Annotated in this window: 18 protein-coding genes; 5 read left to right on the forward strand and 13 right to left on the reverse strand. The window is 66.5% G+C overall.

Translation table 11 applies throughout. The annotated features are described in order from the left end of the window. Positions 1 to 151 precede the first annotated feature (151 nt). The 6 genes from KK141_RS02215 to hppD all read right to left on the reverse strand — a co-directional run bounded on the left by KK141_RS02215 (position 152) and on the right by hppD (position 7,198). On the reverse strand, positions 152 to 2,356 hold the full coding sequence (locus KK141_RS02215) for a polysaccharide biosynthesis tyrosine autokinase (protein WP_214570750.1): 2,205 nt from the start codon (positions 2,354 to 2,356) through the stop codon (positions 152 to 154). Then, a complete protein-coding gene (locus tag KK141_RS02220) occupies positions 2,353 to 2,817 on the reverse strand; it encodes a low molecular weight protein-tyrosine-phosphatase (RefSeq protein ID WP_345777568.1) in 465 nt (154 codons plus the stop codon). The genes KK141_RS02215 and KK141_RS02220 overlap by 4 nt, the downstream gene beginning before the upstream one ends. A 298-nt stretch (positions 2,818 to 3,115) precedes the next feature. Further along, positions 3,116 to 4,102, reverse strand: coding sequence for a fumarylacetoacetate hydrolase family protein (locus KK141_RS02225; RefSeq protein ID WP_214570752.1), 987 nt, complete (start codon positions 4,100 to 4,102; stop codon positions 3,116 to 3,118). Between the two features lie 106 nt (positions 4,103 to 4,208). Then, positions 4,209 to 5,501, reverse strand: a complete 1,293-nt coding sequence (gene hmgA, locus KK141_RS02230) for a homogentisate 1,2-dioxygenase (RefSeq protein WP_214570753.1) — start codon at positions 5,499 to 5,501, stop codon at positions 4,209 to 4,211. Between the two features lie 20 nt (positions 5,502 to 5,521). After that, the gene (locus tag KK141_RS02235; protein WP_214570754.1) at positions 5,522 to 5,893 is read right to left on the reverse strand and encodes a DUF559 domain-containing protein; all 372 of its coding nucleotides are present in this window, start codon (positions 5,891 to 5,893) and stop codon (positions 5,522 to 5,524) included. A 210-nt stretch (positions 5,894 to 6,103) separates the two neighbouring features. Continuing rightward, positions 6,104 to 7,198: a 4-hydroxyphenylpyruvate dioxygenase gene (gene hppD / locus KK141_RS02240; protein WP_214570755.1), complete on the reverse strand. Its 1,095-nt coding sequence runs from the start codon at positions 7,196 to 7,198 to the stop codon at positions 6,104 to 6,106. Between the two features lie 140 nt (positions 7,199 to 7,338). Here hppD and KK141_RS02245 point away from each other — a divergent pair, with 140 nt between their 5' ends. After that, a complete protein-coding gene (locus KK141_RS02245) occupies positions 7,339 to 7,854 on the forward strand; it encodes a MarR family winged helix-turn-helix transcriptional regulator (protein ID WP_345777569.1) in 516 nt (171 codons plus the stop codon). Positions 7,855 to 7,912: 58 nt separating this feature from the next. Here KK141_RS02245 and KK141_RS02250 read toward each other — a convergent pair whose 3' ends face one another. Both KK141_RS02250 and KK141_RS02255 read right to left on the reverse strand, forming a co-directional pair. Then, complete coding sequence (locus tag KK141_RS02250; protein ID WP_214570757.1) at positions 7,913 to 9,418, reverse strand: oligopeptide:H+ symporter; 1,506 nt, start codon at positions 9,416 to 9,418, stop codon at positions 7,913 to 7,915. Between the two features lie 219 nt (positions 9,419 to 9,637). Next, positions 9,638 to 10,486 (reverse strand): tryptophan 2,3-dioxygenase family protein, encoded by an 849-nt coding sequence (locus tag KK141_RS02255; RefSeq protein WP_214570758.1) that lies wholly within the window; start codon positions 10,484 to 10,486, stop codon positions 9,638 to 9,640. Between the two features lie 221 nt (positions 10,487 to 10,707). On the opposite strand from KK141_RS02255, the gene pdhA reads away from it, so the two are divergent. From pdhA to KK141_RS02275, 4 genes are all read left to right on the forward strand, one after another. Beyond that, entirely contained in the window at positions 10,708 to 11,793 is a 1,086-nt protein-coding gene (gene pdhA / locus KK141_RS02260) for a pyruvate dehydrogenase (acetyl-transferring) E1 component subunit alpha (RefSeq protein WP_214570759.1), read from the forward strand. A 3-nt stretch (positions 11,794 to 11,796) separates the two neighbouring features. After that, on the forward strand, positions 11,797 to 12,777 hold the full coding sequence (locus tag KK141_RS02265) for an alpha-ketoacid dehydrogenase subunit beta (protein WP_167257127.1): 981 nt from the start codon (positions 11,797 to 11,799) through the stop codon (positions 12,775 to 12,777). Positions 12,778 to 12,817: 40 nt separating this feature from the next. After that, entirely contained in the window at positions 12,818 to 14,203 is a 1,386-nt protein-coding gene (locus KK141_RS02270; protein ID WP_214570760.1) for a dihydrolipoamide acetyltransferase family protein, read from the forward strand. A gap of 113 nt (positions 14,204 to 14,316) precedes the next feature. Next, the gene (locus tag KK141_RS02275; protein ID WP_214570761.1) at positions 14,317 to 14,700 is read left to right on the forward strand and encodes a VOC family protein; all 384 of its coding nucleotides are present in this window, start codon (positions 14,317 to 14,319) and stop codon (positions 14,698 to 14,700) included. A 434-nt stretch (positions 14,701 to 15,134) separates the two neighbouring features. Here KK141_RS02275 and KK141_RS02280 read toward each other — a convergent pair whose 3' ends face one another. From KK141_RS02280 to KK141_RS02300, 5 genes are all read right to left on the reverse strand, one after another. Beyond that, a complete protein-coding gene (locus KK141_RS02280; protein ID WP_214570762.1) occupies positions 15,135 to 15,464 on the reverse strand; it encodes a hypothetical protein in 330 nt (109 codons plus the stop codon). A 53-nt stretch (positions 15,465 to 15,517) separates the two neighbouring features. Next, positions 15,518 to 16,888, reverse strand: a complete 1,371-nt coding sequence (locus tag KK141_RS02285; protein WP_214570763.1) for a tryptophan--tRNA ligase — start codon at positions 16,886 to 16,888, stop codon at positions 15,518 to 15,520. A gap of 42 nt (positions 16,889 to 16,930) precedes the next feature. Then, on the reverse strand, positions 16,931 to 17,845 hold the full coding sequence (gene rocF, locus KK141_RS02290) for an arginase (RefSeq protein ID WP_214570764.1): 915 nt from the start codon (positions 17,843 to 17,845) through the stop codon (positions 16,931 to 16,933). A gap of 108 nt (positions 17,846 to 17,953) precedes the next feature. Next, a complete protein-coding gene (locus KK141_RS02295) occupies positions 17,954 to 18,922 on the reverse strand; it encodes a patatin-like phospholipase family protein (protein ID WP_214570765.1) in 969 nt (322 codons plus the stop codon). Positions 18,923 to 19,008: 86 nt separating this feature from the next. Beyond that, positions 19,009 to 21,171 carry a sensor domain-containing diguanylate cyclase gene (locus KK141_RS02300; RefSeq protein WP_214570766.1) on the reverse strand — a complete coding sequence of 721 codons (2,163 nt, stop codon included), beginning with the start codon at positions 21,169 to 21,171 and terminating at the stop codon, positions 19,009 to 19,011. Between the last annotated feature and the right edge of the window lie 119 nt (positions 21,172 to 21,290).

Here is a 21,290-nt window from a genome sequence, read left to right on the forward strand (position 1 = left end):
CGTCCAAACGTCCAGATGTTCGCCTGCGCTCTTGACAGGCTTATGAAGCGTGACGGCCAAATTCACGACGCGCATCGCAAATCCGCTCGCGCGCAACACCGCCATTCATGCGCGAGTGGAGCCGTCACGGCTTCACTCGCGCTTCCGCTGCTTACGTGCCGTTCTTGTATTCGTAGTAGCCGTACGAGTAGTAGCCGCTGCTGCGGCGCTCGACCGCGTTGAAGATGGCACCCTTGATCTCCACGCCGTTCTGCGCGAAACGCTGGCGGGCCAGGGCGATTTCGCGCGCCTGATTGAGGCCGAAGCGCACCACCAGCAGGCAGGTGCCGGCCATGTGGCCGATGATCGAGGCGTCGGTGACCGCCAGGATCGGCGGCGTATCGATCAGCACCAGGTCGTAGCGCGGCATCAGCTGTTCCATCAACTCGGCGAAGCGCTGGTTCATCAGCAGCTCCGACGGGTTCGGCGGCACCTTGCCGCGCGCGATGTAGTGCAGGTTTTCCAGCGAGGCCAGCGGACGGATCGCGGTGTCCATGTCGATCTGGCCGGAAATCAGTTCGGACAGGCCGTTGTTCGGCCGCCCGCCCATCACCTTGTGCAGCGTGCCCTTGCGCATGTCGCCGTCGATCACCAGCACGCGCTGTCCCGCCTGCGCCATCACTGCGGCGAGGTTGGCCGAGACGAAGGTCTTGCCGGCCTCCGGACTGGAGCCGGAGATCATCAGCACATTGTTCTTCGCTTCCATCCGGGCGAAATGCAGGCTGGTGCGCAGGCTGCGCAAGGCTTCGGTGGCCAGATCCGCTGGAGAGCTGATCGCCAGCAGATGATGCCTGCCGTCGCCGCGCGCGTGGTCGGACAGGCCGATCTCGTGCTCGGTCGGGCTGACCGGCACCGAGGCATACACCGGCAGGCCGAGCTGCTCGATCACCGCCGGCTCTTCCACGCCGCGGTTCAGCATCTGGCGCACGAACACCAGGCCGAAGGCGAGGAAGGCGCCGACAAACGTGCCGCCGAACACCACCAGCACCTTCTTCGGCTTCACCGGGCTGGTGACGTCCACCTGGGCGTTGTCGACGATATGCACGTTGCCGACCTTGCCGGCGCGAGCGATGTCCAGCTGCTGCGCCTGATTGAGCAGGCCGGTGTAGGTCTGGTTGCTGACTTCGACGTCGCGGGTGAGCTTGAGCAGTTCCTGCTGCGTGTCGGGCAGCACGCCGACCTGCTTGTCCATGTCGCTTTTCTGCGCTTCCAGCTGGCCGATCTGCTGCATCAGCGCCTTGTAGGCCGGATGCGCCGGCGTGAAGCGCCGCTGGATGTCGGCCTGCTGCATGCGCAGCTGCTGGATATTGGCCTCGACCGCCACGCTCTGGTCCAGCAGGGCCTTGGTCTGCATGGTGATGTCGACCGACTTGGCCTGGATCTGGAACGCATTGAGCGCGGCCTGTGCGCGGTCCAGGTCCTGCCGCACCTTGGGCAGTTGTTCCTGCACGAATTTCAGGCTGTTGGCCGCTTCGGCCGCGTTCCATTCCACGTTCTGGCGCACGTACCACTCGCTGACGCGGTCGAGCAGCGACACCGCGAGCCTGGCGTTGGCGTTCTGGTACGAGAGGCCGATGATGCCGGAGTCCTTGCCCTTCTCGGCGGCCTGGATGGCCGTCTGCAGCTGGTTGATGGTGGTGAGCGCGCGTTCGCGCCGCACGTCGAAGCGCGTGCCGGGATTGGCCTTGAGCACGCCGACCTGGAAGGTCACGCCATGGCCGGTGGCGATCTGGCCGGGCGCGCCCTGCAGCAATTCGTCGCCATCGGGACTGAACAAGGTATACGCGCCGTTCTCGCCGGCGATCAGCGTCATGGTCTTGCCGAGCAGGTCGTCCGGCACTTCGATGCGCTGCAGCTCCAGCTTCGAGCCGCCCCAGTCGTAACGGTTGAAACCAAGCAGCGGACTGGCCAGCTCACCGGGATTGGCGGAAGCGAAGCGCCGCGCGATGCCGGTGCCGATCAGCGGGAAGTGGCGCGCCGACACATTGATGTCGAGTTTGAGATCGTCCACCGCCTTGCCGATCACTGCGCGCGAGGTGATCAGCGCGATTTCGGTGTTGGCCTGCGAGTTGGACGCGCCCAGCGTCTGGCTCAGCGCGCTGATGCCGGGCAGCTCGGGCACTTTCTGCTCCACCTGCACCATCGCGTCGGCCTGGTAGATCGGCGTGGCGAGCAAGGCATAGGCGAGGCTGCAGGCGAGGAACAGGCCGGTGATGGCGAAGATCAGCCACTTGTTGTCGACCAGGGTGCCGAGAATCGCACCAAGGTCGAGTTCTTCGTCATTGCGCTGCTGAGTAACGGGGCGGGGATCGGTCATGAGGAGGCCGCTCTGGAGAAGGAGGGGGTCAGATACGGCTGCCAGCGCGCGATGGCCTGGTCGATCAGTCCGTAGACATGCTCGAAGGCCGGGCGCGACTGCCCGTACGGGTCTGGAATCTCCTTTTCACCTAGCCACTTGCCGAGCAAGAGCACTTTCCCGCTGGCCTCGGGTGCGAGGCGCGCAATGCGGGCGGCGTGGCTTTTCTCCATCACCAGCACGAGGTCCACCTCGTGCAGCATCGACGGCTGCAGCTGGCGTCCGCGATGCGCGCTCGCATCGATGCCATGCTCCGCAAGAAGCGTAGCCGCCGTGGCGTCCATGGGATGGTCTTCGAGCGCGCCCAGACCGGCGCTCGATATCTCAAGCGAGGCATCGCACAGGCGATCCCTCAGCAGGTATTCGGCGGTGGGGCTACGGCAAATGTTGCCCACACACACAAGCAGGATACGTTGGAACACAGCGTTGCCTGACTCTGCAAAAAGATGTGGAGGCCGCGCAATACGCGAACCTGAAACCGACATCCCCCTGTTTCGTCAAACCACTTCTGCCGGACGAAAACCAGGTCGATAGTAGAGAATGTTCCGACGCGATGGCGAGAATCGCGTCGCGATCGCGCGCACTCGTACAGCCCACGTTAGGGGACGAGCTATATGCCTCTACATTTCCTGAACATGCAGCGCACATGAAAAGAGCCTGCATTGCAGGCTCTTGTGTGAAGGTTCCGTGTCCAGCTCGTGTCGAACGAGCGACGCCGTATCAGTGCGATGGCGACGCAATAAGTTGCTCGATCGCACCGAAGATCGACACGTTGTCGCGATCCGTCACGTCGATGCGGATCACATCGCCGTACTTCAGGAACGGCGTGCTCGGCTTGCCGTCGCGCAATGTTTCGACCGTGCGCTGCTCGGCGAGACACGAAGCGCCCTTGCCGGTGTCTTCGTTGGCGATGGTGCCGGAACCGACGATGGTGCCGGCGGTGAGCGGACGCGTCTTCGCCGCGTGCGCCACGAGCTGTGCGAAATCGAACTGCATGTCGACGCCGCATTCGGCTTCGCCGAACCAGGCGCCGTTGATCCAGGTGCGCATCGGCAGATGCAGCTTGTCGCCATGCCATGCGTCGCCGAGTTCGTCGGGCGTGACGAACACCGGCGACAGCGCCGAGCGCGGCTTGGACTGCAGGAAGCCGAAGCCCTTGGCCAGTTCGTTCGGAATCAGGCCGCGCAGCGAGACGTCGTTGACCAGGCCGATCAGCTGGATGTGCTGCGCGGCCTGCGCGGGCGTCGCGGCCATCGGTACGTCGTCCGTGATCACCACGACTTCAGCTTCGAGGTCGATGCCGTAGTCCTCGCTGGGCACGAGCACCGGATCGCGCGGCGCCAGGAAGCCCGCGCTGGTGGCCTGGTACATCAGCGGGTCGACGTAGAACGACTCCGGCACCTCGGCGCCGCGCGCGCGGCGCACGCGCTCGACGTGCGGCAGGTAGGCGCTGCCGTCGACGAATTCATAGGCGCGCGGCAGCGGCGCGGCCAGCGCGGCGACGTCGAGCGCGAACGCGCCCGCCGCGGTGCCGGCCTGCAGTTCGGCGTACAGCGCGTTCAGGCGCGGCGCGAGGTTCGACCAGTCGTCCATCGCCGCCTGCAAGGTCGCGGCGATGCCGCTGGCCTTGACCGCGCGCGACAGATCGCGGCTTACCACGATCAGGGTGCCGTCGCGCCCGCCTTCCTTGAGACTGCCCAGTTTCATAGCTTCGCTCCGATCGCTGCGCCTTCAGCGGCAGCGTTCAACATTAATCGATGTGGGGGTGGCTGCCCATGCGCGCCTGCGCGCGCGTGGGGTCAATGCTCGCGGCTCAGCCGGGCTTGAAGTGCTTGCGGATGCCCTGCCAGCACTCGTAGTAGTTGCCTTGCAGCTGCGGCGCTTCCAGCGCCTGCCGGGTCGGCCGGATCACCTTGCGCGTCTCGAACATGAAAGCCATGGTGCCGGTGAGGTGATCGGGCTTGCTCACGTCCGCGGCCGAGGCCTTCTCGAAGCTCGCCGCATCCGGGCCGTGGCCGCTCATGCAGTTGTGCAGGCTGGCGCCGCCCGGCACGAAGCCGCCGGCCTTGGCGTCGTAGGCGCCCTGGATCAGGCCCATGAATTCGCTCGCCACGTTGCGGTGGAAGTACGGTGGGCGGAAGGTGTGCTCGGCCACCAGCCAGCGCGGCGGGAAGATCACGAAGTCGACGTTGGCCGTGCCGGGCGTGTCGCTGGGCGCGGTCAGCACGGTGAAGATCGACGGGTCCGGATGGTCGACGCTGATCGAACCCACCGTGTTGTAGGTGGTGAGGTCGTACTTGTAGGGCGCGTAGTTGCCGTGCCAGGCCACCACGTCGAGCGGCGAGTGGTCGATCTTCGCGGACCACAGCGAACCCTGGAATTTCGCGATCAGCTCGAAATCGCCTTCGACGTCTTCGTACGAGGCATGCGGCGTGAGGAAGTCGCGCGGCAGAGCCATCGAGTTGGCGCCGATGGGGCCGAGGTCCGGCAGGCGCAGCAGCGCGCCGAAGTTCTCGCATACGTAGCCGCGCGCCTCGCCGTCCGGCAACTCCACGCGGAAGCGCACGCCGCGCGGAATCACCGCGATCTCCAGCGGCGCCACTTCCAGCACGCCCAGCTCGGTGCACAGGCGCAGGCGCCCCTGCTGGGGCACCAGCAGCAGCTCGCCGTCGGCGTCGTAGAAGAAGCGGCCCTGCATGGAGCGGTTCGCCGCATATATATGTATGCCGCAGCCGGCCTGTTCGCCCGCGCCGCCGTTGCCGGCCAGGGTGACCAGGCCGTCGACGAAGTCGGTGGCCTGCGCCGGCATCGGCCATGGATCCCAGCGCAGCTGGTTGGGCGTGGCCGGGGCTTCGTCGAAGCGGTTATGGAAACGCTCGTGCACCAGCGGCTCGAACGGCCGGTGCATCGACGCCGGCCGGATCCGATACAGCCAGCTGCGCCGGTTGCTGTGCCGCGGCGCGGTGAACGCGCTGCCGGACAGCTGCTCGGCATACAGCCCATGCGCCACGCGCTGCGGCGAGTTCTGCCCATGCGGCAGCACGCCAGCGACGGCTTCGGTGGCGAACTCGTTGCCGAAGCCGGATTGGTAGCCCTTCGTTTCCATCGATCGCACCAGTGGTTTGCTTAAAGGGTGGAGATCCGGTCACTCACGGCACGCAGGATAGTCTCCAGGATCGCGTCCGTTTGCTGCAAAGCTTCGTTATCCCAGAAGCGCAAGGTTTTCAGACCTCGTACTTCCATATATGCCGCACGTATTTGATCGACCGCCTGATTGTGCTGCGAGCCATCGAGCTCGATGACCAGACGCGCCGCCTCGCAGTAGAAATCCACAACATAAGGTGGAATCGGATGCTGGCGGCGGAACTTGTAACCGTTCAGTCGACCGGCACGCAACCGATACCAGAGCTTCCTTTCCGCGTCCGTGGAAGTCTGACGCAGATCACGCGAGTGCTTGTGAGTCCGTGTCGGCAGTGGCGGTTTCTTGAATCCCTGCATAGCCGACAGTGTGCAACTTCAGCCAGGCATCCACCCTTCCCTCAACTTCAAATTAGGAACCCTTCTCCCTCCGGGAGAAGGTGGCGGCAGCCGGATGAGGGTTCGGCCGGAGTGGTGAACATCACTCTTGCGCTCCGCCCGTACCCTCACCCCAACCCCTCTCTCCCACAGGGACTACCTTCGGGTCGCCGGTGGGAGAGGGGCTCAAGCTCAGAGCACGCCGCGGCGCATCTGATCGCGCTCGATCGATTCGAACAGGGCCTGGAAGTTGCCTTCGCCGAAGCCCTCGTTGCCCTTGCGCTGGATGATCTCGAAGAAGATCGGGCCGATGTTGTTCTGGGTGAAGATCTGCAGCAGCTTGCGCTGCTTGGTCTCCGGGTCGGCGTCGATCAGGATCTTGTTCTTGGCCAGGCGCGGCACGTCTTCGCCGTGGTTGGGGATGCGCAGGTCGATCACGTCGAAGTAGGTGTCCGGCGTGTCGAGGAAGGCCACGCCCTTGGCGCGCATGGCTTCGACGGTGTCGTAGATGTTGTCGGTGAAGCAGGCGATGTGCTGGATGCCTTCGCCGTGGTACGCATCGAGGTATTCGTTGATCTGCGACTTCGGATCGCTCGATTCGTTGAGCGGGATGCGCACGATGCCGTCCGGCGCCGTCATCGCCTTGGACACCAGGCCGGTCTTGGCGCCCTTGATGTCGAAGTAGCGGATCTCGCGGAAGTTGAACAGGCGCTCGTAGTAGTCGGACCACTTCTGCATGTTGCCGAAGTAGAGGTTGTGCGTGAGGTGGTCGATGAAGGTGAGGCCGAAGCCGGCGGGGTTCTGCTCCACGCCCGGGATCGGCGCGTAGTCGCCGTCGTAGATGCCGCCCTGGTCGCCGTAGCGGTCGATCAGGTACAGCATGCAGTCGCCGATGCCCTTCACCACCGGGGCGTTCACCGCCTTGCTCGATTCCTTCTCGCCCACCGCCTCGCCGCCGTTGGCCAGCACCTTGGCGTAGACCTCGGCGGACGGCTGCTTGAAGCGGATGGCGAAACCTGCGGCACAGGGGCCGTGCTGGGCGGCGAAGGCGGCGGCGAAGGAATCGGGGTCTTCGTTGATCAGGAAATTCACGCCGCCCTGGCGGTACACCGTGATCGGGCGGCTCTTGTGCTTGAGCACCGCGGTGAAGCCCATGCGGCTGAACAGGTCGTGCAGCTCGGCGCCGCGGCCGGCCGGGGCGGCGAATTCGACGAATTCGAAGCCGTCGATGCCCATCGGGTTCTCGAAAGTGGTCACCTGCATGCCAAGATTGGGCTGCGCGCTCATGGTGAATCTCCTGGGTCGGAATGCCTGGGGGCGATGGTGGTTCGCTCCGCCGGTCGCGACATCACTGAAAGGATGCGACCGCCGGTATGACCTGAGCGTTATAGTTACATGTGAAACCATTTGCAAGGAGTGGTGCAGCAGTGCCCGCCGATCAACAACACGCCCATCCCTCGGATCACGCCCCGCTGGAGCTCGAACGCTTCCTGCCCTACCGCCTGTCGATCCTGTCCAACACGGTCAGCCAGGGCATCGCCGACGACTACCAGACGCGCTTCGACCTGAGCGTCACCGAGTGGCGCGTGATGGCCGTGCTGGCGCGCTTCGAAGGGCTTTCCGCCCGCGAAGTGGCTGAGCGCACGGCCATGGACAAGGTGGCGGTCAGCCGCGCCCTGGCCCGGCTGGTCGAAGCCGGCCGGGTCAACCGCGGCACGCACGAGGGCGACAAGCGCCGCTCGGTGCTGGCCCTGAGCGAGGCCGGCTGGGAGGTGCACGACGTGGTGGCGCCGATGGCGCGGGCACGCGAGCGCGAGCTGCTGGCCAAGCTGGACGCGGACGAACAGGCCTGGCTGTCGCGCATCCTGGACAAGCTGCTGGGCCCGCCGGTGCCCCCGCGCAGCGGGCAGCGGGAAAGCGGCGCCGAGGCGACCGCGGCATAAAAAAAAGAGGCGGCCCCCGGGGCCGCCTCTTTAGCATTGCGAAGGCCGCGGCCGGGGCTTACTTCACCCCGTGCATCAGCCGGTTGATCAGCGGCGCCACCGCCAGCAGGATCACCGCCGCGATGCCCAGCAGCCAGAAGCTGAAGGTAAAGCCGCTGAGTGCCGACGCCACCGTCATGCCGGTCTTGCCGCTGACGTGGCCGGCGAAGATGCCCGACAGGTTGTTGCCGATGCCGGTGGACAGGAACCAGCCGCCCATGGCCAGGCCGACCAGGCGGCCGGGCGCCAGCTTGGTCACCATCGACAGGCCGATCGGCGACAGGCACAGCTCGCCCACGGTCTGCAGCACGTAGACCACCACCAGCGGCCAGAACGGGATCAGGCCCTTGTCGTCCACCAGGCTGGACAGCGCGTACATCAGCGCCACGAAGGCCACCGCATTGCCGAGCAGGCCGAAGCCGAACTTGCGCGGGATGGAAGGCTCGAGCTTGCGATTGTCCAGCCAGCCCCACAGCATCGACATCAGCGGCGCCAGCAGCACCAGGGCCAGCGGCGCGACGGACTGGAACCAGCCCACCGGGAACTCCCAGCCGCCGAACATCTTGCGGTCGACGATGTTCTCGGCCAGGAAGTTGAACGAGCTGCCGGCCTGTTCGTAGAACATCCAGAACAGCACGTTGAACACGAAGATCACCAGCATCGCGATCACGCGGTCGCGCTGCACCTTGCCCTCGCGCACGCCGTCGATCATCAGCAGCACACACAGGCCCACGAACAGGAAGCTGAGCAGCCACTGCAGCACCACGGCGCCGGCCTTGGCCATCACCAGGTAGACGAGCGGCACCGCCACCAGGCAGCCGATCAGCACGTAGACCACGCGCATGCGGCTGGCCTGCTCCGGCAGCGGACGGCCCACGCCCTTGAGCTGGCGGCGGCCGAACCAGAACCAGAACAGGCTGAACAGCATGCCGATGCCCGACGCCAGGAACACCAGCTTGTAGTTCTGCTGCATCGGGGTGTCGGTGAAATAGCTGGCCAGCCAGCCGGTGAGCAGCGGCGAGGCCAGCGCGCCGGCGTTGATGCCCATGTAGAACAGGGTGAAGCCGCGGTCGCGGCGCGGGTCGCCCACACCGTAGAGCTGGCCCACCATCGAGGAGATGTTCGGCTTGAACAGGCCGTTGCCGACGATGACCGTGGACAGGCCCAGCAGGAAGATGTCCTGGTTGGGCAGCATGATCATGAACAGGCCGGCCGACATCACCACCGCGCCGACCAGGATCGAGCGCTGGTAGCCGATGACCTTGTCCGCCACGTAGCCGCCGAACACCGCCGCCGCATAGACCAGCGCCAGGTAGGCGCCGTAGGTGCGGCTGGCGAAGGCCTGGCCGGTGGGGCTGCCGCCGAAGAACTCCGCCACGATGTACAGCGTGAGCGCCCAGCGCATGCCGTAGAAGGCGAAGCGCTCCCAGAACTCGGTCATGAACAGCATCCACAGCGGACGCGGGTGACCCATGGTCTGGGGGTAGTCGGGCACCGTCGGCGCCGTGGTCGTGGTATCGGTCATGCGATCCCCTGTTGTGCAGGCATGTCGAGCTGGAAAAAATGTACTGATCCGCACATCGCGTACAGATCGGAAATTCAAAACCCGCGACATGTAACCGGCCCGGCGCCGCGCCGTCAAATGCGGCGCAGCATCTTGCGGAAAGCCGGACAAGCCATGATCCGAAAGTGCGGATCGCAAAAAAAGCGGCTTTGCCGCTTTTTCAGACCACGCCGCCTCGGCTCAGGTGCCCAGCACCGTCCGCACGTCCAGCAATTCGGGGAAAAACTCCAGTTCCAGCGCTTTTTTGAGGAAAGCCACGCCCGACGAACCGCCGGTGCCGCGCCGGTGGCCGATGATCCGCTCCACCGTCTTCATATGGCGGAAACGCCACTGCTGGAATTGCCCTTCCACGTCCACCAGCTGCTCGCACATGTGGTACTCGGGCCAGAATTCCGCGCGGTTTTCGTAGATGCGCTTGAACACCGGCAGCAGGCCGTCGTTGCGCTGGTGCGGCTGGGTGCGGTCGCGCGCCAGCAGCTCGGCCGGCACGGCATGGCCGCGGCGCGCGAGATAGGCCAGGAATTCGTCGTACAGGCTGGGCGCTTCCAGCACCTCGCGCAGCGCGGCCTGCGCGGCCGGATCGTAGGCGAACACCGCCAGCATCTGCGCGTTCTTGTTGCCGAGCAGGAATTCGATCTGCCGGTACTGCAGCGACTGGAAACCCGAGGAAGAACCCAGGATGTCGCGGAATTCCAGGTATTCCGACGGGGTGAGCGTCTCCAGCACGCCCCACTGTTCGTACAGCTGGCGCTGCACCTGTTTGACCCGGGCCAGGATCTTCAGGCACGGATCGATGTCATCCCTGTGCAGATGATCGATGGCCGACTTCAACTCGTGAATGATCAGCTTCATCCACAGCTCCGCCACCTGGTGCTGCACGATGAAGAGCATCTCGTCGTGATGCGGCGGCTGGCTCAGGGGCTGCTGCGCCGACAGCAGCGCGTCCAGCCGCAGGTAGCCGCCGTAGGTGAGCCGGCCCTGCAGGTCGGTCTCGATGCCGGCTTCCAGGTCGCGCCGATTGTCGGTCATGACGTTCCGATCACGGGGAAAACCAGCATGTTACCTGGGTTTAACGCAAGCCCCCTACCCGCCCTGGATGTTGCACCGTGCCTTGCGGCGCAACATGCCGCCCTGCTTCAATTGCCGTCTTGTCAGGGCCCTACAGGCGCGCTTGACCCCACTGGATGGGTCGCCGCCGGTCCGCAACTCCCTCACCCCGTTTTCGTCTTTACTCACTCCCGGAGCGAGTCGTGTCCATCGCCGCCAAGTTCGAAATCGAATACCTGCAGTATCTCGATGCCGAGGGCAACCAGGTCCGTGACGACCTGCCCGCCTTCGCCAAAGACCTCGACCACATGGTCGAGCTGTACAAGCTGATGCTGTCCACCCGCGTGTTCGACGCCAAGTCGGTGGCGCTGCAGCGCACCGGCAAGCTCGGCACCTATGCCAGCTGCCTGGGCCACGAGGCCGCGCACGTGGGCATCGGCAGCGCGATGAAGCCCGAAGACGTGTTCGCCCCCAGCTACCGCGAATACGGCGCGCAGCTGTACCGCGGCGTGCAGCCGCGCGAGGTGTACATGTACTGGGGCGGCGACGAGCGCGGCAACGACTACCAGAAGGAACCGGCGCGCCACGACTTCGCCTGGTCGGTGCCGATCGCCACGCAGTGCCTGCATGCGGCCGGTTCCGCGCTGGCCTTCAAGATCCGCAACGAGAAGCGCGTGGCCGTGTGCACCATCGGCGACGGCGGCTCGTCCAAGGGCGACTTCTACGGCGCCATCAATATCGCCGGCGCGCAGAACCTGCCGATGGTGGCGGTGATCGTGAACAACCAGTGGGCCATCTCGGTGCCGCGCAAGATCCAGTCCGGCGCGCCCACGCTGGCGCAGAAGGGCATCGCCGCGGGCCTGTTCTCGATCCAGGTGGACGGCAACGACATCATCGCCGTGCGCAAGGCCATGGAAGACGCGCTCGACCGCGCCCGCAACGGCGAGGGCGGCAGCGTGCTGGAGCTGGTCACCTACCGCCTGTCGGACCACACCACCGCCGACGACGCCCGCCGCTACCGCGGCGAGCAGGAAGTGAAGGACGCCTGGGCCAAGGAGCCGATGAAGCGCCTGCGCGCCTGGCTGGTGGCCAAGAACGTGTGGGACGACGCCAAGGAAGAAGCCTGGAAGGCCGAGTGCGACGAGTGGATGGACAACGAGGTCAACGCCTACCTCGAGACCAAGACCCAGCCCGTCACCGCGATGTTCGACTACACCTTTGCCGAAGTGCCGGCGGACCTCGCCAAGCAGCGCGACCTCGCCATTTCGCTCGACAAGAAGGCCCACTAAGCCATGGCACAGATCACTCTTATCGAAGCCGTCACCCAGGCGCTCGCCTATGAAATGGCCCACGACCCGAGCGTCGTGGTGCTGGGCGAGGACGTGGGCGTCAACGGCGGCGTGTTCCGCGCCACCCAGGGCCTGCAGGAGAAGTTCGGCGAGCTGCGCGTGCTGGACACCCCGCTCGACGAAACCACCATCGCCGGCGTCACCGTCGGCATGGCCGCGCAGGGCATGAAGCCGGTGGCCGAGGCGCAGTTCGAAGGCTTCATCTATCCGATGATGGAGCAGATCGCCTGCCACGCCGCGCGCCTGCGCAACCGCACCCGCGGCCGCATCACCGTGCCGGCCGTGTGGCGCGCCCCGTGGGGCGGCGGCATCCGCGCGCCGGAGCACCACTCCGAAGCGAACGAGCACCTGTTCACCAACATCCCCGGCCTGCGCGTGGTGATGCCCTCCTCGCCGGCGCGCGCCTACGGCCTGCTGCTGGCGGCGATCCGCGATCCGGATCCGGTGATGTTCTTCGAGCCCAAGCGCATCTACCGCCAGTACAAGGAAGAAGTGCCGGACGACGGCGAGGCGCTGCCGCTGGACGTGTGCTTCGTGCTGCGCGACGGCACCGACGTCACCATCGTGACCTGGGGCGCGCAGGTGAAGGAGGCTCTCGAAGCCGCCGACGAACTGGCCGCCGAAGGCATCAGCGCCGAAGTGATCGACGTGGCCACGCTGACCCCGCTCGATTTCGACACCATCGCCGAATCCGTGCAGAAGACCGGCCGCTGCGTGATCGTGCACGAAGCCCCCAAGACCGCCGGCTTCGGCGCCGAGATCGCCGCGCGCGTGGCCGAGGAATGCCTGTACGAGCTGTTGGCGCCGGTCGAGCGCGTTACCGGCTACGACACGCACATTCCGCTGTTCCGCCTGGAAATGAAGTACATGCCCAGCACCGAGCGCGTGGTCGAGGCGGCCAAGCGCACGCTGGCCGCTTCCTGAGCGACGCCACCATCCAAAGCCTGATTACCGGAACATAACCATGGCCGACATCAAGACATTCCACCTGCCCGACCTCGGCGAAGGCCTGCCCGACGCCACCATCGTCGAGTGGCACGTGAAGGAAGGCGACTACATCAAGCTCGACGCACCGCTGTGCTCGATGGAAACCGCCAAGGCGGTGGTCGACGTGCCGTCGCCCTACACCGGCACGGTGAAGAAGCTGTACGGCGCGCCGGGCGACATCATCGAGACCGGCTCCGCGCTGGCCGACTTCGAACCCGATCCGAACGCCAAGCAGCGCGCCGAGGCCGAAGCCACCGGCCACCACCACGGCCCGAAGAAGAGCGTGGGCAGCCCCGCGCCGGACAACGCCGCCAAGGTGGTCGCCTCCGACGAAGGCGGCGAAGTGGAAGCCAAGGGCGAGCGCGAGGACGAAGGCACCGTGGTCGGCGCCATGGTCAGCGGCAACACCGTGCACGTGGAGCAGGTCAGCAGCGCCGGCGGCGTGAAGGCCGTGCCGGCGGTGCGTGCCCTGGCCAAGAAGCTCAAGGTCGACCTCACCCGCGTGCGCGCCACCGGCGCCGATGGCGTGGTCACCCTGCAGGACGTGAAGACCGCTGCCGCCAACGGCTCGGCCCCTCTCGGCGCCGCTCCGGCGCGCGCGGTGCCGGCTTCGGCCGGCCGCCACCTGGCGCCGGAACTGCCCGAGCCGGGCCCCGCGCCGTCGCGCACGGCCGTGTCGCTCGCCGGCAAGCCGGTGCGCACCGCGCCGCCGAGCGTGCAGGCCAGCGGCCAGCCGGAACAGCTCAAGGGCGTGCGCCGCAATATGGCGCGCGTGATGGCCGAGGCCCACGCCAACGTGGTGCCGACCACCCTGGTGGACGATGCCGACCTGCACGCCTGGATCGGCAAGCAGGACATCACCGCCCGCCTGATCCGCTCCATCGTCGCCGCGTGCAAGGCGGTGCCGGCACTCAATGCCTGGTTCGACGGCAAGAACCTCACCCGCACCCTGCATCCGCACGTGGACATCGGCATCGCCGTGGACACCGACGACGGCCTGTTCGTGCCGGCCCTGCGCAATGCCGACGTGCTGGACGGCGCCGGCGTGCGCGCGGCGATCAAGCGCCTGCGCTCGCAGGTGGAAGACCGTTCGATTCCGGCCTCGGAGCTGAGCGGCTACACCATCAGCCTGTCCAACTTCGGCATGTTCGCCGGCCGCTATGCCACGCCGGTGGTGGTACCGCCGACCGTCGCCATCATCGGCGCCGGCAAGCTGTGCCACGACGTGGTGGCCGTGATGGGCGGCATCGAAGTGCACCGCCGCATGCCGATCAGCCTCACCTTCGACCACCGCGCCGCCACCGGCGGCGAAGCCGCGCGCTTCCTCAAGGCGCTGCTGGACGATCTGTCGCTGCCGAACTGAGGCGATGGCGATCGATAGAAAGAAAGGCGCCGCGAGGCGCCTTTCTTTTTGCGCGCCCGCTCGACATGGCCGCGCCTATAGTGCGCCGTGCTTCCTTCTCCGGAGACCGCACCATGCACCACAGCCGCCTCAGCACCCTGGTCCTCGACTGCCAGTCCGCCGACCTCAAGCAAGCCGCCGACTTCTGGAGCCAGGCCCTGGGCAAACCCATCGTCAGCTACGACCAGGACGGCGACGGCAAATACGCCGAACTGGCCACCCTCGCCGACGAACCGATCATCCTGCTGCAACGCGTGGCACATGAGAGCCGCGTGCACCTGGACATCGAAACGGACGACCTGGAAGCAGAAGCCACACGCCTGGAACAGCTCGGCGCAAAACGCCTCGAATGCGTGCATGGACGCTGGTGGGTGATGCAGGCGCCGAGCGGCCATCGCTTCTGCGTAGTGAAAAAGCAGCGCGAGCAATTTGGGCCGCATTTGAACAAGTGGGAGTGAGCTTGACCGCTGTCCTTAGCTTCAACTTCTCGCTCCGCCCGGCCCCTCACCCCGACCCTCTCCCCGGAGGGGAGAGGGAGAAGTGATGTGGCGTCGCATACAGGAGCGAAGAGCAAAAGCTGCCTCAGTCGCTGAACGTCCTCTCGGCAACGGCACGTTGAAGCGCGCGTTACGTAAACGCACTGTCGTTTCGTGTAGACCCAGGTTAATCCGTTTACCGCAGACGCTCACTGCTCGTTCTAGTCGCGTCGCGAGCCTTTGCTCTAAGGCTATTTCTCTTTGGTTACTTTCTCTTTGAGCCAGCAAAGAGAAAGTGACTCGGGCGCCGGCAGGCGTCCGAAATGCCCGCTGCATAAGCGGCCAAATCGCGCTATCGCGACAATCAAACGTGGTCGCCACTGGATCCCGGCCTACGCCGGGATAACGAGCAAAAATCAGTCGACGCGCCTGCGCCCCCAAATCAGCGCACGCAGCAACAACGCCACCACCAGCACAGCGACACAGGCGCCATACCCATACAGCGCAGGCAACACCTGCTGCCAAATCGCCCCACTAGGCGGCCCAAACTGCCCAACCGAGGGCACCACCGCCGCCTCAAACCCGGCAACCGCCGACCCTACAGCCGCCACCGCGGCACCCATCACCGCCAACAGATCAAACGCCCGCCGCGCAGTGGTCCGCGGCAGACCCTTGGGGTAGGCCCAATAGGCCCACCCCAAAATCACCAACCACGGTGCCAACAACAAAATCGCGAGATAACGCATCAGTCAGATCACCCCAGGAACCATGTCATCGCCCCGCGTGACCCACCACGCGCTCACTCCTGCGCGGACAGCTGATCCAGCGCCTCGCGCAACCGCTCCAGCGCCCCATCGCGGGCCGGCTCATCGCCATACTCCGGCGTGCTGCCGACAAACTCGCCATCCAGTTCCAGATGCAGCGCACGCGGCTGCACCTGCAACACAGCCGCGATAGCGCCAGGACCCTTCAGCTTCTTCTGGTAGGTACCCGCCGCCTTCGGATCGGCGAACGACTTCGACAGCAGCAGCTCCTCGCCCTCGGCGGAGAACAGGCGGAAACGGAAGCTACCATCGGCCTCGCGGAAACTGGCGAAGCGCGGCAATTTGCCCGCCCGGCCTTCGGCCTTGCCGGCCGCCGGCGCGGGAGCCGCCGCCACCGCGATACCCGAACGCAGGCCGATCGCATCGCGCAATTCCGCGATCTTCGGCGCGGCAATGGCACGGGCCTTCAGCGCACCTTCGCGCAGGATCGCTTCGATGCGCTCGGGCTTGGACATCAGCTCGTCGTAGCGCTCGCGCATCGGCGCCACGTCCGCCTCGATGCGCTCGAACAGCACCTGCTTCGCCTCGCCCCAACCGATGCCGTCGAGCAGCGCCTGATGGAAGGCGCCGGCTTCGGCCTCGGTGGCGAACGCGCGGAAGATGGTGAACAGCGAGGAGCTGTCCGGATCCTTCGGCTCGCCCGGCAGGCGCGAGTCGGTGACGATGCGCATGATGCTGTCGCGCAGATGCTTCTGGCCGCCGGCGAACAGCGGAATGGTGTTGTCGTAGCTCTTGGACATCTTGCGGCCATCGAGCCCGGGCAGCGTGGCCACCTGTTCCTCGATCACCACTTCCGGCAGCACGAAGTAATCGCCGCCGTAGATATGGTTGAAGCGCTGCGCGATATCGCGCGCCATCTCGATGTGCTGGATCTGGTCGCGCCCCACCGGCACCTTGTGCGCGTTGAAGGCGAGGATGTCCGCCGCCATCAGCACCGGATACATGTACAGACCGGCGGTGACGCCCGCATCGACGTCCTCGCCCGCTTCGGTGTTCTTGTCCACCGCCGCCTTGTAGGCATGCGCGCGGTTGAGCAGGCCCTTGGCGGTGACGCAGGTGAGGAACCAGGTGAGTTCCGGAATCTCCGGGATGTCCGACTGGCGATAGAAGGTGACGCGATCCGGATCCAGCCCCGCGGCCAGCCACGTGGCGGCGATCTCCAGGCGCGAACGCTCGATGCGCGCCGGGTCGTCGCTCTTGATCAGCGCGTGGTAGTCGGCCATGAAGTAGAACGCATCCACTTCCGGACGGAGGCTGGCGGCCACGGCGGGGCGGATCGCGCCGACGTAGTTGCCCAGGTGCGGCGTGCCGGTGGTGGTGATGCCGGTCAGTACACGGGTTCGCATGGGTCTCTTCTTGTTGTCGTTACGGGCGTATCGGAACCGGGCTCAGCGGATCAGCGTGGATTTGCCGAACATCGATTCGACCAGGTCCACCGCCAGCTTGGCGGTCTGGTTGCGCTTGTCGAAGGCCGGGTTCAATTCCACGATGTCCAGCGAGGCGAGGCGGCCGGTGTCGGCGATCATCTCCATGCACAGCTGCGCTTCGCGGTAGTTCGGGCCGCCGCGCACGGTGGTGCCCACGCCCGGCGCGATGGCCGGATCGAGGAAATCCACGTCGAAGCTCACGTGCAGATGGGTGTCGGCGTCGACGCCTTCCAGCGCTTCCTCCATCACGCGCTTCATGCCGGATTCGTCGATCTGGCGCATGTCGAAGATGCTCACGCGCGCCTCGCGCACCAGGCGCTTCTCGCCTTCGTCAACCGAGCGGATGCCGATCTGGCGGAACACGTCCGGCGTGGTGGCGGGCTTGCTGCCGCCCAGACCGGTCAGTTCGTCCGGACCCATGCCGCACAAGCAGGCCACCGGCATGCCGTGGATATTGCCGGAGGGCGTGACCTGGGCGGTGTTGAAGTCGGCGTGCGCGTCCAGCCACAGCACGCGCAGCTTCTTGTTCTGCTCGCGGCAATGGCGCGCCACGGCGGTGATCGAGCCGATCGCCAGGCAGTGGTCGCCGCCGAGCATCACCGGCAGGCGGCCCAGGCCGAGTTCCGCGTAGATCGATTCGTATACCGCGCGATTCCACTCCACCACGGCGGACAGGTGGCGATAGCCCTCGCGCGGCGGCTCCCACGGATTCATCGGCCCCTGCAGATTGCCGCGGTCGACCACGTCGATGCCGCGCGCCTTCAGCCGCGCCTGCAGATTGGCCACGCGCAGGGCCTCGGGACCCATCGAGGCACCGCGGTGCCCCGCTCCGATATCGGTGGGCGCACCGATCAGCGATACAGCCTGATTACCCATGCTTCCTCGGTCGTTCAAAGTCTTAAGGGATGCACGCCCGCGCGCTGGCGGCGGCATCGCCCAAGTCTACAAGAACGCCTGCGCGGGTTCCCCGGGGCAAAAACCGCGTCAAACGCCGGCGCCGAGGTCCAGGGCGAAGCTGCCGCACCGGCCCAGGTCCGCCGCATGGCGCGCCAGCCAGCGCCCGGCGGTGTCCCGGCCCAGGTCGTGCAGGGCACGCAGCTGGCTGGTGCGCGTGTCGGCGGCGGAATGGCCGAGCGCGGCCAGGCCTTCGTCCGGCGCGATCAGGTGCAGGCGCAGCTCGCGCAGCTTGCGCTCCGCGGCATTCGGCCACAGGTGGCGCGCGGCCTGTGCGCGAGCCGCGCCGAGATCGCGCAGCTCGCGCGCGAACGCGGCGCCGAAGGAAAGCTCGGCCGACAGCATCAGCGCCTCGCGCGGATTGCGCGGCATGGCCTGGCGCAGCTGCGGCTGCAGCAGCACGCACAGCAGGTCGTCGCCGCCGATGCCGAGCAGCGGCTCCAGCGCGGGATTGCCGGCGAAACCGCCGTCCCAGTACGCCTCGCCAGCGATCTCTGTGGGCGCAAACCACGGCGGCAGGCTGGCCGAGGCCAGCAGGGCGTCGTGGCTGAGACGCGCGCCGGAAAACACTTCCAGCGCGCCGTCGCGCATGCGCGTGGCGGCGACATACAGCGCCACCGGGCCGTGGCGCAGCACGTCCTCGTCGAAGAACTCCTCCACCATCGAACGCAGCGGATTGATGCCGCCGCCGGCCGCGGACGCCGGCGGCTGCGGCCACGGCAAGGCATCGCCGAACAAGCGCGACTGCGCATGCCACCAGTCCGCCACCGCATTGCGCCCGCCCAGGCCCAGCCAGAACGCATCGAGCGAAGCGCGCGCACCCGCCGCACCGCCGCGCGCCCAGCCCTGGGCGAAGGCGGCCGCATTCATCGCACCGCTGCTGGTGCCGCTGATCGCTTCCACCGCCAAACCGGGCAGCTCCAGCAGGCGGGTCAGCGCGCCCCAGGTGAATGCACCGTGCGCACCGCCGCCTTGCAGGGCGAGTTTCAGCGTGAGCATGGCGCGGGAGCATTGCTGCGTTGCATCACGCGATCTTCCCGGCGGCTTGCGGCGGGGTCAAGTGAAGTCTTGCTTACAGCCCTCCACTACAAGCCTTCGACCACCAGGCGATAGCACGCACGCCCCGCTTCCTTCGCCTCGTACAGCGCCTCGTCGGCCCGCTGCACCAGTTCGTCCAGCGAGGCGGTATCGCGGCACAGCGCCGCACCCACGCTGAGCGTCACCTTCAGCCGCGCGGCATCGAGCGAGATCGGTGCGGCCATCGAGGCGATCACTTTGCCGGCCAGGCTTTCCGCGGCGTAGGTGGCGTCCACGTCGTCGCACAGGATGACGAACTCGTCGCCGCCCAGCCGCGCCACCAGATCCGACTTGCGCACCGACGCCTTCAGCCGCCTCGCCACCTCGCGCAGCACCGCATCGCCGGAGGCGTGGCCATGGCCGTCGTTGATCTGCTTGAAGTAGTCCACGTCGATCAGCATCAGCAGCATCGGCGCGCGCGTCACCGCCGCGCGTTCCAGCGCCGCATGCGCGCATTCGGTGAAGTAGCGGCGGTTGGCCAGGTTGGTCAGCGTGTCGTAATGCGCAAGGAAAGAGAGCTTCTGCTCGGCCAGCTTGATGCGGGTGACGTCGGTGGTCAGCGCATAGAAGCCGATGTTCTCGCCGGTGACCGAGGTGGCCGGCAGATACGTGGTCTGCAGATAGAAATAGCGACCGTCGCGTTCGAACTCGTACTCGAAGGTGGTCTCCCGTCCCTGCAGCGCCGCCGCGATATGCGGCTTGAGCAGGCCGTAGAGACCGGCGCCGCGCGTTTCGCGCACGGTGCGCCCGACCATCAGGTCCGGCTCCTGCCCGGTGATCTCGCGCGCATAGCCGCTGACGAAGATGTAGCGCTCGTCCGTGCCCACGTGGGTGATCAGCGCGGGCACCTTGTCGGTGATGCGGCGCAGGCGGGTCTCGCTGTCGGCCAGCGCCTGCTCGGCGACGATGCTTTCGGTGATGTCGCGGCCGGTGTAGATCAGCTCCATCTCGCCGGCGTGTTCCGGGCTGGGCATCACGCGCACCAGCGCCTCGATCCACACGTAGTAGCCCTTCTTGTGGCGCAGGCGGTAGCGGGTGAGCGACATGCGTTCGGTGGCCCACAGCTGCTCCACCGCTTCGGCCACGCGTTCGCGGTCGTCGGGGTGGATCAGATCGGGGCGCGGCGGCATGAACTCGCCCACGTCCCAGCCGAGCAGGTCCTTGATCGACGGCGACACGTAGCGCCGCGAGCCGTCGCGCGCGATGCGCATGACCAGGTCGCTGGCGTAATCGGCCAGCAGGCGGTAGCGCACTTCGCTGTCGCGCACGCGCCGCGCCAGGCGGCGGCGGTCGGCCTGGGCCAGCGCGATCGGCACCGCCACCAGGCACACCATGCCAAGGAAGGACTGCCCCAGCAGCGAACGCTCCACCGCGCTGGCGCCGGGAATCAGGCCGAGCGGACCGCCGCTCATGGCCATGGCGATATTGGCGGTGAGCGTCACCACCGCCACGCCGATCACCAGCCCCGGGAAGCGGTGGCGTATCACCACGTAGAGCAGTGGCGCGAACACCACGAACAGCAGCGGATAGCGCGACTGCGCGAATACGAAGGCGGTCGTTGCGCCCAGCAACAGCAAATCGCGCAGCAGCACCAGGCGATGGCCGCGCCGGCCGAGCATGCGCCAGCCCTGCACCAGCACCACCAGGGTGAGCGTGGCCACGATCACCATGCCCAGCAGGTGCGAACGGAACCACCAGTCGAAGGTGGTCCAGAAATCGGTATTGGCGGTGGCGTAGAGCACGAAGGCGGCGAGCAGCGCCGACACCAGCGATGCGGCCAGGGTCGACAGCATCGCGGCCTGGCCCAGGCGCAGGAACGGCGTGTCGTCCTCGATGCGCGGGAAGCTGCGGCGCACGCCGCGCGCCACGATCATCACCTCCGCCCCATTGACCAGCCCCAGCAGGGTGCTGGAGATCAACGGGTCGCCCAGCAGCATCTTGCCGGTGAAATAGCCCGCGAACGCGGCGGCCAGATAACGCGGCCAGCGGTCGTCGGACACGCGCAGCAAGGCGCCGACGACCACGCCGTCGGCGATCCACATGGTGACGTTGCTGCCGGTATGGCGCGTCAGCAGCAGCGAGTACGCCGTGGCCGCGAGCACGGCGGCAAACAGCGCCGAGGCTTCGGCCCAGCGCGTCCAGCGCAGGTTCGGGTCTATCCGCAGCTGCATCGCAATTCCTTTCAGGAGAGGCGTGCCGATTCCGTGCGGGTGTTTATATAGCGAGCGGGCGCTGAAAAAAATGTGGACTGCGCTAGGTTGCGGCCACACGGGCCGCATCTGTATGAGCG

It is taken from the genome of Dyella sp. LX-66, assembly GCF_018599165.1.
Taxonomy (GTDB): Bacteria; Pseudomonadota; Gammaproteobacteria; order Xanthomonadales; family Rhodanobacteraceae; genus Dyella_D; species Dyella_D marensis.